We start from the raw sequence: 12647 nt of genomic DNA, 5'->3' as shown, positions 1-12647 counted from the left end.
TTAAAATCAGCTCGAGCAGAATCGGTTCTACTGCGTGTACGAACTCATGAAGTTGCCGAGCCGCTCGAGTGCAGTCGAGAGATCGTCCACGTTGGGCAGGGTGACGAGCCGGAAGTGGTCGGGCACATCCCAATTGAACGCTCGACCGTGACTGACCAGGATTTTCTCGGATTCGAGCAGGTCGAGGACGAACTTCTCGTCGTCGACGATGCCGAAACGGTCGGTGTCGAGCTTGGGGAACATGTACAGCGCGCCCGCAGCCTGCACACAGCTGATCCCGTCGATGGAGTTCAGCATTCGATGCGCCAGATCCCGCTGCGCGGTCAACCGACCCGTCGGCAGCAGGAGGTCCTCGATCGATTGACGGCCGCCGAGCGCCGTCTGTATTGCATGTTGTGCAGGCACATTCGCGCACATGCGCATGTTGGACAGCAACGTGATGCCCTCGATGAAGCTCGCAGCACGGCGTCGTGGACCGGTGATCGCCAGCCACCCGGCACGGAATCCACACACTCGGTAGGCCTTCGACAACCCCGAATAGGTCAGGCACAGCACATCTTTGCCGGTGAGAGTTGCGAGATTGGTCATCTCGGAACCGTCGTACACGATCTTCTCGTAGATCTCGTCGGCGAGCAGAATCAGATCGTGCTCGCGCGCGAGGTCGACGAAACGCTGCAGAACGTCGCGTGAGTACACCGCACCAGTGGGGTTGTTGGGATTGATCACGACGATGGCCCGGGTACGGGTGGTGATCTTCGATTCCAGATCCTCGAAGTCCGGAGCCCAGTCCTGAGTCTCGTCTGCCAAGTAGTGGACCGGACTGCCTCCGGCGAGCGCAACCGAACCCGTCCACAGCGGGTAGTCGGGGGAGGGGATCAGCACCTCGTCCTCGGGGTTGCACAGCGCCTGCATCGTCATGGTGATCAGCTCGGAGACCCCGTTGCCCAGGTAGACGTCGCCGACGTCGAGGTCGCTCAGGCCCTTGGTCTGGTAGTACTGCACCACCGCGGTGCGCGCCGAGAACAGGCCCCGCGAGTCGGAATATCCCTGCGCGGTAGGCAGATTGCGAATCATCGCCATCATGATCTCGTCGGGTGCCTCGAAACCGAACGGGGCCGGGTTACCCACGTTGAGGCGCAGGATCTTGTGCCCCTGCTCCTCGAGTTCCTCGGTCTTGTCCAGGATGCGGCCACGAATGTCGTAGCGAACATTCTCGAGCTTGCGTGCCTGATCGATCGATCGCGTCATGACGAAAGTTCCTCCTGTCGAACGGACGGCGACATCCGAGTTCGGACCGCCACTGTTGCACATACGATGACCGCTGCTCCACCCACGACCACCGGCCACGTCAGTCCCTCGTGGAGCAGGATCGCGGCCCAGCAGATCGTCAGCACCGGCTGAACGAGCTGCACCTGGCTCACGCTCGACATCGGACCGATGGCCAACCCCCGATACCAGGCGAAGAACCCCAGATACATACTCACGACGGCCAGATAGGCGAACGCAGCCCACTCCGAGACGCCTCCGCTCGTGGGTTGATGCCACCACGCGAACGCCGTCATCGCTCCGGTCACCGGAACGGAGACGACAAGCGCCCACGAGACCGTCTGCCACGCTCCCAGTTCACGCGCAAGCAGCCCGCCCTCCGCGTATCCCACCGCGGCCGCCACGACGGCTCCGAGGAGAAGCAGATCCGACCACCCCAGTCCGGCGACCTCGCCGCCCTGCACGGCCGCGAATCCGACAGCGACCGCAGCACCCATGGCCGCAACCAACCAGAACATCGGCCGGACGCGTTGCCGCTCGCGGACGACGGCGAAGGCCGCGGTCGCAGCCGGCAGAAGCGCGATGACGACGGCACTGTGGCCGGCGGAGGCGGTGGTCAGAGCGAACGACGTGAGCACGGGGAAACCGATGACGACCCCGGCCGCGATGACACCCAGTCGAACCCATTGCCGTCCGCGTGGCAACCGTTGCGAGGTCAGGGCCAGGGCGGCAGCAGCGAGGGCCGCGGCGACGACGGCGCGTCCGGACCCGACGAACAGCGGCGACAGGCCACCGGTCACGGCGATCCGAGTCAGCGGCACGGTGAACGAGAACGCCGTGACACCCGCCAGTCCCCACAAGAGGCCGGCTCGGGATAGCAGTCCCGGCGCAGGCTGGGTAGCGCTACTATGCTGTGTCATGTCCGACGATAGCAGTTCCCGGATCGTGTCTGCACTGCGAACCTGGATCGCAACCGCCCCGCCCGAGGCGAAGCTGCCATCCACTCGGGCGCTGGTGGCCCAGCATTCGGCCAGCCCTGTGACGGTGCAGAAAGCACTGCGCACTCTCATGTCGCAGGGTGTCATCGAAACACGGCCTGGCGTCGGAACATTCGTCAAGACCGTGCACACGGCCCGCCCGAACGACTACGGGTGGCAGACTGCCGCGCTCGGTGCACCCGGAAACAGATTGCAACTCCCCGCCGCACTGCAGTCCACGTCGAGTGACGTGATCGCTCTGCATTCCGGTTACCCGGCCCGAGAGCTGTTGCCGGAGCGACTCGTTCACGCTGCTTTCACCCGAGCCTCACGCACCGACGCAGTGGTTGCCCGGCCGCCCACCGCAGGTCTGCCCGAGCTTCGAGCTTGGTTCGCCGCGGAACTGGGCGCTTCCACCCCGCTGGGTATCACACCGCCCTCGGCCAGCGACGTGGTCATCATCCCGGGCAGCCAGACCGGCCTGAGCACGGCCTTTCGAGCGCTCGTCGGTGCGGGACGCCCACTTCTCATGGAATCACCGACGTACTGGGGAGCAATTCTGGCGGCAACGCAGGCGGGCGTTCGCGTGGTCCCGGTCCCCACCGGGGTCGACGGACCCGACCCGGACGCGCTGGAGCAGGCATTCGCCGAGTCCGGCGCGCGGGCGTTCTACGCTCAACCGACCTTCGCCAGCCCCACCGGAGCGCAGTGGTCTCCGGACCTGTCCGAACGTGTGCTCGACATCGTTCGACGACACGGCGCGTTCCTGATCGAGGACGACTCCGCCCACGATTTCGGCATCACCGCCGAACCCAGCCCATTGGCCGCACGAGACGACGGCGGACATGTGGTGTACCTGCGTTCGCTGACCAAGGTCGTATCACCGTCGATTCGATTGGCAGGCTTGATCGCTCGTGGCCCGGCCCACGAACGTATCCTCGCCGACACGGGAGCCGAATCGATGTACGTCAGCGGCATCCTGCAAACCGTCGCTCTCGATGTCGTCACCCAACCCGCCTGGCGCACACACCTACGACGCCTACGCACGCAACTCGAAGCTCGTCGAGACCTATTGGCCCACAGCCTGATCGAGTTCGCTCCTCGCGGGCATCTCGACCGGATCCCCCGGGGCGGACTCAATCTGTGGATGCGCCTGCGTGACGACATCGACCTGGAAGACGTTGTGCACAAATGCAAATCGGCGGGTGTCATCGTCGGTGCGGGAGACGATTACTTCCCGGCCGAACCCACCGGCAAGTTCCTGCGGTTGAACTACGCGGGCTCGAACGCCGGTGAGTTCCCGGATGCGGCACGCACGATCGGATCGGTCATCTGAGACTGTTCGACGCTTCGACGGCGAACGTCGAGGTGCGGCCCCATACGAACCAGACCAGAGGCCCGAGAAACGGAAACGCGAGCACGACGAAGATCCACACCGCACGGCCTGCGACACTGTAATTGGGTGAGCGAAGGATGCTGACGAGCGCGGCGACGAACAGAACGACCGCGCCGAGCACTGCCACCAAGACGATGGTTCCCAGCCCGAACCCGAGTACCTGCTCGGTGGTCGAGTGTTGTTGTGAAAGTAGTACTGCGGCGTGCATGACGGTTCCTCTGCTGTGCTTGTTCTTCGCTGTTTCGTTGACGACCACAACGCTATGGACCCGAACGTTCCTGCACATCGGTCTGCACGTGTATCTCGTCGTACATCGGACGATGTAGGCCTACCGCCGGAGTCGTCGCGCAGTTACCGTGGTGCGGACATATCCGACCTGGGGGGACTTGTGCAGACCGTCAAGAACGACTACACGACGTGGAGGGCCCTGGGGCCGGGCGGCTTACCGGCCAACGTCGGTGGGTGGTTGATCGCCACCGCGCTACGACCGTTGTCCAGACGTGACCTTATGACCGTCGCCGGCGCGTCGCCCGCAGGCCGGCACTGGCACCTCGAACCGCGCCGAGGACCACGGCCGACGATCGCCCCGTACCCGATTCCACATCGCCAGCTCACCGACCGTGCTACGCCCGTACTGACAGACAGGATCACCGGCGCAGTTACTACCGAAGCGCGCACGAACAATCGATACCACCTGGCGCGCAGCCACTTCGAGAGGCGAGGGGACGCGCTGTATCTGACGGATGTCACCACTGCTGCACCGTGGATTTCGCGAACCAACGGCGAGATACTCCACGTCCACGAGACCGAAGGATCGATGCACGTCGTCATGCAGCCCGACGATGCTCAGACCGTCATCTCCGCGGGCTGGGGTGAGCTACACCCCCTCGCCGGACGCCCTGGCCTCGGACTTCCCGAAACCTACGTCTTCCTCTACGCACCGAGAGACTCCGACGACGCAGATCGAATCGAACAGATCATCCATCGCGCAACAGCTACTTCGACGAGGTGAAGAACATGACTCTCGACGACATCGTCGACCTGGTCGGCAGCTTCGACGGAACAGTGGCGCAGCGTCCCAGCGAGGGCGACGGAACCCCCGAACTCGCCTGGGGCGACGTGTTCTTCTACTACTCACCCGACGGGACCATCCCGACCGGTACTCAGCCGTTCGCCACCGTCGTGACCAAGAATTACCCAGGCGACGAACTGTCTCGGCTGGATCGTCCCGACGCCTTCCGCGTCAATGTCCCTGTAGCGAAAGCAGAATTCGAGAGGCTGTTGGGTGTAGTGCCACGCGAGGCTGACCGTGCGCCTCGAGCCGATGCCGACGACACGCTCGCAGCGCATCCGCAATACGGCACTGCCGGATGGATATCGATCGTCAATCCGGCATCTGGAACGCAGCCACAAGTCGAGGAGTTGCTTCGATCGGCCTACGAGACCGCGAAAACACGATTCGAGCGCCGCCACAGGTGAGGTGAGCGCCCACAATTCGCAGGCATCGACGCGATCCCGATTCCAGAGCCGAATTGTGGACGCTCAGGGCAGTTGCAGATCGGCGGTGAGTCAGCGCATTGCCATATGTCGCGGCGTCTCGTCGAAAGTCATTTGCATGAGCCAATACTCGTGACTACACCCAGCCGTCCGACGACCGTCCGGAAAAATTCGCCAGGCGTTCGAGTGAACCCGCTTCCGGCCTCGGTTCCACGACGGGGCCGAACGGCACTCCCGGAACCCGCGCATCCGCTGGAAGCATTGCATGGAATTCCACTGCTACCGGCTCGACGAGAGTGTCGTCCACTTCTGCGGGCTGGCCAGTCGCCACCGCGAGGTCCCAGCCGTGCAGTAGTAGCTCGCGCGTGTATCCCCACACAGCCGATCGCCCCGGTACTTCACCCCACGGGACCGCGACCGGGGCATCGAGCAATTCATCGTCGGCCCACGCGGCACGGGCTTGCGTCACCGACGTGTCGAAGGATGCGGCGTCATGATCGGAGCACAAGGGCGACACAGAGTCCGGACTCCCGAGTTCGGCGATCGCAATCAGCCTTCGGACCGTGGCAACGAGATGCCCTGCGAGCGTCCGGACATCGAACTCGTCGCACGGAGTGGGAAGGTCCAGTTGGTCTGCGCGCACGCCTGTGAGCAGACCGCTCACCCATGCGGCGGACGTGAAGTACACCTCGCGCGGATCCGTCTGCTGCGTGGTCTCGATGGTGTTCATTGTCGATCCTTCCGTTTCGCGGCCACCGGGTGTGGCCTGCTGGGTAGAAGTAGATCGGGTGAACATGACATCTTCTGTCATGTATTGGTGAGAGACTTTTCGGGTGCGCGCAGACCGGTTGTTGTCCATCGTCATGCTGCTCCAACATCGGGGCAGACTGAACGCTGCCGACATTGCCGCCCAGCTCGAAGTATCCACGCGCACCGTGTTGCGTGACATCGAAGCGTTGTCTTCGGCGGGCATTCCGGTCTACACCGATCGCGGTCGCGGTGGTGGCATCAGTCTGCTGCAGGGCTATCGCACCGAGCTGACCGGTCTGACGGCCGCCGAGGCGACGGCATTGCTCACTTCCGGCGCGGGACGCGTCGCCACCCCGGCGTTCGCAAGCGCCATGCGCAAGGTGATCGCCGCGATACCCGACGCTCACCGAGCAGCGGCAAGCACTGCCTCACAACGAATCCTGGTCCGGCCCGACGGTTTCGCGTATCCCCACGAACCGGAAGAACATCTGGTGGAACTCCAACGGGTCGTCATAGACGGTGTGCGGATAAGAATCACGTATCGCGATCGCAGCGGCTCGGTGAACGATCGAATCCTGGACCCCATCGGGCTCGTCTACGCCGGCGATCATTGGTACCTACTCGCCGGGCGTGACGGCACCGAACGTGTCTACCGGGTATCGCGGATCGACGAACTGACCGTGCTCGACGAGCAGGCTCACCGCGCTTCCACCGTGGACCTGGAGGCCGCCTTTACCGCACACTGGAAGTCGTTCCGTGCGAGTTTGGTCGAGACCGAAATCACCTGCACAGTCGAGGAATCAGCGTGGCTTTCGTTGTCCAAGAACGTAGTACGAGTCATTGACGAGAGGATCCGGAACGACGGAAAGCGACTGGTAGTGATCGTGTTCTCCGGACACAATCACGCCCTCGGTGCACTGTGGAACTGCGGACCCGGCGTAGAAGTTCTGCAGCCCACAGCAATCCGGGAGGAACTAGCTGCTCGGGCATTCGAGACCTACGAGCTGTACAGGTGAGGATTCCAGCACGTCCGTATTCTCCTGACATGCCGATTTCACATCTCGCTGTCGCAGGGACATCCGTCGACTGCGCAGACCCAGGAGAACTTGCACAGTTCTACCTGGCGCTCCTTGGAGGCGAGGTGCTGTGGGACAACGACGACAGTGCCGCAGTACAAACGATGTCAGGTGTTCGCATCGTCGCGCAGAAAGTCGAGAGTTATCGACCACCCGTCTGGCCCTCGGCGGCGATCGTGCACCTCGACTTGGACGCCGGCGGACGTCTCTCCGAAGCCGTCGCATACGCACTGGACTGCGGCGCGACGGAAGCGCTCGACCAGCCCGATCTCCGATGGAGGGTGCTGCTGGACCCGGCCGGTCATCCCTTCTGCATCACCACGGAAGTCTGGGACGACGGAGACGCTGACGCATTGTCCGAACAGGGCTGCGATGACACGATGGACCGATGAACGCCCGTCAGCGACCGTGGACTCGATATCTGTTGGTCATCTGGCTTACGTGCATCTCCTTCCTGGTCATTTCCGACGTGTTGACCGAGCCGTCCATCTGGACCTGGATCAAGTTGGCTCTACTGGCCATGGCCGTGCCCTGGTTCCTGTACCGGTATTGGCGTCCCGCGCCTGTCTGCACCGTACAAAAGATCGGCCCCGAGTCCGTACCCGCCGAGGACGTCGACGCCGTTGTCGACGAACACGGGCGCACCGTCAAGGCCATTCGCTCGCTGCGTGAACTACATCCCGGCCTCGGCTTGGGTGACGCGAAGAACCTGGTTCGACCTGAACTCTGACGAAGGAACGGGCGATGATGGACATGGACGGTACACACGTAGTTCGTGACCGGGACGGCTTCGACGAGGCCGCAACACTGCTGGTCGACTTCAATCGCGAATACGACGACCCTGCACCCGAACCGAATTGGCTTGCAACGCATCTCGATCGACTGGTGCAGTCCGGTGATACCAGCGTGCTGACGTTCGGGTCTCCCGCGATCGGGGTGGCGGTCCTTCGATTTCGCATCGGAACGTGGAGCTCGAACATCGAGGCTTACCTGGCCGAGTTCTACGTTCAGCCCAGCCAGCGCGGAAAGGGCTACGGCACGACGTTTCTCGACGACGTCATCGAGCACGTCCGCAGCCGTGGCGCGACCTACCTCGATCTGAACACCTCGGAGGACGACGAGGCAGCTCGACACGTGTACGAGAAACGCGGATTCGACTGCCACGAGGGACGCGGAAGCGGCCCCAAGGCTCTGTACTACGAACTCGAACTCGAACTCGAATGATCGGTTGTCGTAGAAGAAGTCCGAAACGTCCAGGAATCGCCACAGCCCGAGAAAACGAATACGATTGCCAATAACAGCGGTCCCGATCGATCCCGAGGAGTTCAATCATGGCGTTTCCGATCATCGTCGCGAAGGCAGTATCGACGGTCGTGACGGGTGCAGTCGGCGTCGCCGCATACAACGGTGCCAAGAAGCTGTACGAGAAGGCCCCCGTCCGCAAGGCTGCGGTGTCGGCCACCGAACTCGGTCTGCGCGCAGCGCGCAAGGCCGAGGTTCACGCGGAATCGGCCCGACTGGCCGTGTCCGACGTCGTCGCCGAGGCCCGGGACCGGATCGGTGAAGAGGTTCAGCCGCCCACGGCCTCCGATGCAGGCCACGGCCACGCGCACTGACCGGGACTGCTTCCGATTATGACGACCCTCGCCCAACGCCCCCTCGACATCGACGCGACGCAGGCAGACGGCATCGAGATCCTCTCAGACGCCGCCGGCCGTATGCGCCTCCGCGTCGACTGGCTCCGCTCGAGCCCGGGCCGTGCCGTTGCGGTCGAGGACCACGTGGACAAGATCCGCGGAGTGCGCGCCGTTCATGCGTACCCGCGGACGGCGTCGGTCGTCATCTGGTACTCCCGCACACGCATCGACAGGGCCGAACTCTTCGACGCGGTGAATGCGGGGCGCTCGACGAATTGGGCCCTGGTACCGGTCCGTAGTCCGCGCTCAGCTGACGTCACCAGCGGCGACGTGCTGCGGATGACTATCGGCGGCGCGGCACTGGTCCTTCTCGGTCTTCGCCGCTACGCGTTCCGTCGGCCGCCCATCCTCGGCCCCACCAGCCGTCTCGTTGCCACCGGCGCAACGATCTTCACCGGCTACCCGTTTCTCAAGGGAGCCGTGCGCTCGCTTGCCGGCAACAGGACGGCAGGAACCGACGCGCTCGTCAGCGCCGCAACCGTGGCCAGCCTCGTGCTGCGCGAGAACGTCGTCGCCCTCACCGTGCTGTGGCTCCTGAACATCGGCGAGTACCTGCAGGAATTGACCCTCAAGCGAACTCGACGCGCGATCTCCGATTTGCTGACCGGCACACAGGACACCGCCTGGATCAGGCTGCCCGACGGCTCCGAGATCTCCGTCGACGTCGATCGACTCGAGATCGGCGACGAGGTCGTCGTGCACGACCACGTGGGCGTTCCCGTCGACGGCACCGTGGTCGACGGTGACGCAGTGGTGGATCAGTCCGCGATCACCGGCGAAACCTTGCCGGTATCGATCGTCGCCGGAGACCGTATTCATGCGGGATCCGTCGTCGTCCGTGGCCGCCTCGTCGTGCGTGCCTCCGCCGTCGGTCGCGACACCACGATCGGCCGCATCATCTCTCGCGTCGAGGAGGCGCAGGAAGATCGTGCACCGATTCAGACTGTAGGAGAGAACTTTTCACGACGCTTCGTCCCCGCGTCCTTCATCCTGTCGGCGCTGACTCTCGTCGTCACCCGGGATGTACGACGTGCCATGACGATGCTGCTCGTGGCGTGCCCGTGCGCGGTGGGGTTGTCCACGCCGACCGCCATCAGCGCAGCCATCGGAAACGGTGCTCGCAGAGGCATTCTCATCAAGGGCGGATCTCACCTCGAACAGGCCGGCAGGGTCGACGCCTTCGTGTTCGACAAGACCGGAACCCTGACGGTGGGACGGCCCGTGGTGACCAATGTCGTGTCCTTCCAGGACGACTGGGAACCGGAGCAGGTGCTGGCCTACGCGGCGAGCTCCGAGATCCACTCGCGACATCCTTTGGCAGAAGCTGTCATTCGGAGTACCGAGGAACGACACATCGTCATCCCGCCGCACGAGGAGTGCGAGGTGATCGTCGGACTCGGCATGCGGACGGTCGCAGACGGACGGACGCTGCTCCTGGGCAGTCCATCCCTGCTGCGCAGCGAGAACGTCGCGGTGTCCGAGGATGCGCAGCAATGGGTTTCGCGGCTGCAGGACGAGGCCGAGACTCCGCTGCTGTTGGCCGTCGACGGCGTACTCGTCGGCTTGATCAGTCTCCGCGACGAAGTCCGTACCAACGCATCCGCCGTTCTGAACGCGCTTCGAGCCGATGGTGTCGAACGCATCATCATGCTCACCGGCGACCACCCGAAGACAGCGGCGGCGGTCGCCGCGGAACTCGGCATCACCGAGTGGCGGGCCGAAGTGATGCCCGACGAAAAGCTCGAAGCCGTCCGAGAACTGCAGGACGCAGGTTACGTCGTGGCGATGGTCGGTGACGGCACCAACGATGCTCCTGCGTTGGCCGTCGCCGATATCGGAATCGCAATGGGATTGGCGGGCACCGACGTTGCCGTCGAGACCGCGGACGTGGCACTGGCAAGCGACGACTTGTCGCGTCTGCTCGACGTACGTGACCTCGGCCGGCACTCGGTGTCGGTCATCCGTCAGAACTACGGAATGTCCATCGCCGTCAACGCTCTCGGCTTGGCGGTCAGCGCCGGTGGTGCGCTGTCCCCAGTGCTGGCGGCAATCTTGCACAACGCCTCGTCGGTCGCGGTGGTCGGCAACAGTTCGCGATTGATCCGATACCGACTCTGATCAGTAGGTACCGAACGCCAGGGCGAGGTGTCCGGTACCTACTTCGCTATTTTGCGTCGCGGAAGTACGGTTCGACCGTGCCCTTGAGCTTGACGAGCATGGGGTTTCCGTAGCGATCCTTCGCGGTCGGGACCTCGACACGCACCCAACCCTCGGACACGTTGTATTCGCGAATGCTCGTCTTCTCGACGCCGTTGAAGCGAATGCCCACGTCGCGGCGAAGAACCTCTTCGTTGTAGAAGCGGCTGCTCGGATCGATCGAGAGATGATTCGGTGGAACGTCTGCGTTCTGGTCCTCGGGCATGATTACTTTCGTCGATGTGCTGCGTTGGGTGCTGGGGTCTGAACCCCATGAAGAATACGCGACGTAGCGTTGGACCAGCGCCGCTGTCCCTAGCCCCGTGCCATGTCCACGAATCGGGACAGGTGCAGCTGGTGCGCGACAGTAATTGTCGCCGTTGGACCGTTACGGTGCTTGCCGAGGATCAGGTCGGCCTCGCCGCCGCGGGGATCGTCTCGCTCGATGGCGTCGGGGCGGTGCAACAGAATCACCATGTCGGCGTCCTGCTCCAGTGAGCCGGACTCACGGAGGTCCGAGACCATCGGCTTCTTGTCGGTTCGCTGCTCAGGACCACGGTTGAGCTGGCAGACCGCGACCACCGGGCATTCGAGTTCCTTGGCCAACAGCTTGAGCTGACGGGAGAAGTCCGAGACCTCTTGCTGACGCGACTCGACCTTCTTGCCGGACGACATCAGCTGAAGGTAGTCCACCACAATGAGTTTCAGGCCGTTGCGCTGCTTGAGGCGTCGCGCCTTGGCTCGAATCTCCATCATCGTCAGGTTGGGCGAATCGTCGACGAAAAGCGGTGCTTCGCTGATCTCGCTCATGCGACGGGCCAGCTTGGTCCAGTCGTCGTCGGTCATCTTTCCGGAACGCATGTCGCCGAGCTTGATCTTCGCTTCCGCGGACAGCAGACGCATGACGATCTCTGTGCGACTCATCTCCAGAGAGAAGATGACACTGGGCATGCCGTGCTTGATGGAGCACGAACGCATGAAATCCATACTTAGGGTAGACTTACCAACGCCGGGCCTCGCCGCGACGATAATCATCTGACCAGGGTGAAGACCGTTCGTGATCTCGTCGAGTTCGGCGAATCCCGTCGGCACGCCGAGGGAGATGCCGCCGCGGCTGGCGATGGAGTCGATTTCGTCCATCGTGGGCTGCAGCAGCTCTTCGAGGGGGAGGAAGTCCTCGGAGGTGCGTCGCTCGGTGACCTCGTACACCTCTGCCTGTGCGCGGTCGACGACCTCGGCGACGTCCTGACCGTCGGCTCCGGCGTAACCGAACTGCACGATGCGGGTACCGGCTTGCACGAGCCGCCGGAGAATGGACTTCTCCGCCACGATCTCGGCGTAGTACCCGGCGTTGGCGGCGGTGGGCGTCGTCTGAGTCAGCGTGATCAGGTACGGCGGGCCGCCGATGCGCTTGAGCTCTCCGCGGCGATCCAGCTCGGCCGAGACGGTCACCGGGTCGGCAGGCTCACCGCGGCTGTAGAGGTCGAGAATGGCGTCGTAGACGTTCTGGTGTGCCGGCCGGTAGAAGTCGCCCGGACGGAGCACCTCGAGCACGTCGGCGATGGCATCCTTGCTCAGCAGCATGCCGCCCAACACGGACTGTTCGGCGGCCATGTCCTGTGGCGGCTGTCGCCCGAAGTCTTCGCCCGGACCTTCGCTGGAGGAGGAGCCGGAGTAGTCGGACTGTCCTCGATCGTCCACAACTGCCACGCGAACCGGCCGTCCTCTCCCCATAGTCCGAGCACGGCCGGATAACACCCGGACGTGCGGTCAAGCAAGTTCTACCCCCGGG

General features: G+C 63.6%; 15 protein-coding genes. 9 read left to right on the top strand and 6 right to left on the bottom strand.

The window, feature by feature from the left end; translation table 11 throughout:
• Nucleotides 1-27 precede the first annotated feature (27 nt).
• Entirely contained in the window at nucleotides 28-1248 is a 1221-nt protein-coding gene (locus J1M81_RS17485; RefSeq protein WP_206498474.1) for a pyridoxal phosphate-dependent aminotransferase, read from the bottom strand.
• Nucleotides 1245-2186 (bottom strand): DMT family transporter, encoded by a 942-nt coding sequence (locus J1M81_RS17480; protein ID WP_032400974.1) that lies wholly within the window; start codon nucleotides 2184-2186, stop codon nucleotides 1245-1247. Before J1M81_RS17480 ends, J1M81_RS17485 begins: the two co-directional genes overlap by 4 nt.
• Here J1M81_RS17480 and J1M81_RS17475 point away from each other — a divergent pair.
• Nucleotides 2185-3579, top strand: coding sequence for a PLP-dependent aminotransferase family protein (locus J1M81_RS17475; RefSeq protein WP_206498473.1), 1395 nt, complete (start codon nucleotides 2185-2187; stop codon nucleotides 3577-3579). The genes J1M81_RS17480 and J1M81_RS17475 overlap by 2 nt on opposite strands.
• Here J1M81_RS17475 and J1M81_RS17470 read toward each other — a convergent pair.
• Nucleotides 3572-3847: a PLD nuclease N-terminal domain-containing protein gene (locus J1M81_RS17470; protein WP_027495096.1), complete on the bottom strand. Its 276-nt coding sequence runs from the start codon at nucleotides 3845-3847 to the stop codon at nucleotides 3572-3574. The genes J1M81_RS17475 and J1M81_RS17470 overlap by 8 nt on opposite strands.
• 180 nt (nucleotides 3848-4027) lie before the next feature.
• On the opposite strand from J1M81_RS17470, the gene J1M81_RS17465 reads away from it, so the two are divergent.
• Both J1M81_RS17465 and J1M81_RS17460 read left to right on the top strand, forming a co-directional pair.
• Nucleotides 4028-4651 carry a hypothetical protein gene (locus tag J1M81_RS17465; protein WP_206498472.1) on the top strand — a complete coding sequence of 208 codons (624 nt, stop codon included), beginning with the start codon at nucleotides 4028-4030 and terminating at the stop codon, nucleotides 4649-4651.
• A gap of 5 nt (nucleotides 4652-4656) precedes the next feature.
• A complete protein-coding gene (locus J1M81_RS17460; RefSeq protein ID WP_032401029.1) occupies nucleotides 4657-5118 on the top strand; it encodes a DUF6194 family protein in 462 nt (153 codons plus the stop codon).
• A gap of 154 nt (nucleotides 5119-5272) precedes the next feature.
• Here the strand turns inward: J1M81_RS17460 and J1M81_RS17455 are convergent, their stop codons facing one another.
• Nucleotides 5273-5866 (bottom strand): TIGR03086 family metal-binding protein, encoded by a 594-nt coding sequence (locus J1M81_RS17455; protein WP_032399392.1) that lies wholly within the window; start codon nucleotides 5864-5866, stop codon nucleotides 5273-5275.
• A 103-nt stretch (nucleotides 5867-5969) separates the two neighbouring features.
• Here J1M81_RS17455 and J1M81_RS17450 point away from each other — a divergent pair, with 103 nt between their 5' ends.
• From J1M81_RS17450 to J1M81_RS17425, 6 genes are all read left to right on the top strand, one after another.
• A complete protein-coding gene (locus tag J1M81_RS17450; RefSeq protein WP_206498471.1) occupies nucleotides 5970-6902 on the top strand; it encodes a YafY family protein in 933 nt (310 codons plus the stop codon).
• Between the two features lie 29 nt (nucleotides 6903-6931).
• Nucleotides 6932-7354: a VOC family protein gene (locus J1M81_RS17445; RefSeq protein WP_052061295.1), complete on the top strand. Its 423-nt coding sequence runs from the start codon at nucleotides 6932-6934 to the stop codon at nucleotides 7352-7354.
• Nucleotides 7351-7692 (top strand): hypothetical protein, encoded by a 342-nt coding sequence (locus J1M81_RS17440; protein WP_032407926.1) that lies wholly within the window; start codon nucleotides 7351-7353, stop codon nucleotides 7690-7692. The genes J1M81_RS17445 and J1M81_RS17440 overlap by 4 nt, the downstream gene beginning before the upstream one ends.
• Nucleotides 7693-7706: 14 nt before the next feature.
• Nucleotides 7707-8186 carry a GNAT family N-acetyltransferase gene (locus tag J1M81_RS17435; RefSeq protein WP_206498470.1) on the top strand — a complete coding sequence of 160 codons (480 nt, stop codon included), beginning with the start codon at nucleotides 7707-7709 and terminating at the stop codon, nucleotides 8184-8186.
• Nucleotides 8187-8293: 107 nt separating this feature from the next.
• Nucleotides 8294-8578, top strand: a complete 285-nt coding sequence (locus tag J1M81_RS17430; RefSeq protein WP_027495086.1) for a DUF1490 family protein — start codon at nucleotides 8294-8296, stop codon at nucleotides 8576-8578.
• Between the two features lie 18 nt (nucleotides 8579-8596).
• A complete protein-coding gene (locus J1M81_RS17425; protein ID WP_052061294.1) occupies nucleotides 8597-10777 on the top strand; it encodes a cation-translocating P-type ATPase in 2181 nt (726 codons plus the stop codon).
• 46 nt (nucleotides 10778-10823) lie between these two features.
• Here the strand turns inward: J1M81_RS17425 and J1M81_RS17420 are convergent, their stop codons facing one another.
• Both J1M81_RS17420 and dnaB read right to left on the bottom strand, forming a co-directional pair.
• Nucleotides 10824-11081, bottom strand: coding sequence for a DUF3297 family protein (locus tag J1M81_RS17420; protein ID WP_094716203.1), 258 nt, complete (start codon nucleotides 11079-11081; stop codon nucleotides 10824-10826).
• Nucleotides 11082-11170: 89 nt separating this feature from the next.
• The gene (gene dnaB / locus J1M81_RS17415) at nucleotides 11171-12565 is read right to left on the bottom strand and encodes a replicative DNA helicase (RefSeq protein WP_027495083.1); all 1395 of its coding nucleotides are present in this window, start codon (nucleotides 12563-12565) and stop codon (nucleotides 11171-11173) included.
• Nucleotides 12566-12647 lie beyond the last annotated feature (82 nt).

Source organism: Rhodococcus sp. KRD175, assembly GCF_017168275.1.
Lineage (GTDB): Bacteria > Actinomycetota > Actinomycetes > Mycobacteriales > Mycobacteriaceae > Rhodococcoides > Rhodococcoides fascians.
Note: the sequence above shows the minus strand (reverse complement) of the source record. Positions and strands in the feature narration are given on the sequence as shown.

Bases quoted from the DNA above. Each gene is read 5' to 3' on its own strand.
- J1M81_RS17485 (WP_206498474.1), bottom strand. From the start codon at position 1,248: ATGACGCGATCGATCGATCAGGCACGCAAGCTCGAGAATGTTCGCTAC.
- J1M81_RS17475 (WP_206498473.1), top strand. From the start codon at position 2,185: ATGTCCGACGATAGCAGTTCCCGGATCGTGTCTGCACTGCGAACCTGG.
- J1M81_RS17480 (WP_032400974.1), bottom strand. From the start codon at position 2,186: ATGACACAGCATAGTAGCGCTACCCAGCCTGCGCCGGGACTGCTATCC.
- J1M81_RS17470 (WP_027495096.1), bottom strand. From the start codon at position 3,847: ATGCACGCCGCAGTACTACTTTCACAACAACACTCGACCACCGAGCAG.
- J1M81_RS17460 (WP_032401029.1), top strand. From the start codon at position 4,657: ATGACTCTCGACGACATCGTCGACCTGGTCGGCAGCTTCGACGGAACA.
- J1M81_RS17455 (WP_032399392.1), bottom strand. From the start codon at position 5,866: ATGAACACCATCGAGACCACGCAGCAGACGGATCCGCGCGAGGTGTAC.
- J1M81_RS17445 (WP_052061295.1), top strand. From the start codon at position 6,932: ATGCCGATTTCACATCTCGCTGTCGCAGGGACATCCGTCGACTGCGCA.
- J1M81_RS17440 (WP_032407926.1), top strand. From the start codon at position 7,351: ATGAACGCCCGTCAGCGACCGTGGACTCGATATCTGTTGGTCATCTGG.
- J1M81_RS17435 (WP_206498470.1), top strand. From the start codon at position 7,707: ATGATGGACATGGACGGTACACACGTAGTTCGTGACCGGGACGGCTTC.
- J1M81_RS17430 (WP_027495086.1), top strand. From the start codon at position 8,294: ATGGCGTTTCCGATCATCGTCGCGAAGGCAGTATCGACGGTCGTGACG.
- J1M81_RS17425 (WP_052061294.1), top strand. From the start codon at position 8,597: ATGACGACCCTCGCCCAACGCCCCCTCGACATCGACGCGACGCAGGCA.
- J1M81_RS17420 (WP_094716203.1), bottom strand. From the start codon at position 11,081: ATGCCCGAGGACCAGAACGCAGACGTTCCACCGAATCATCTCTCGATC.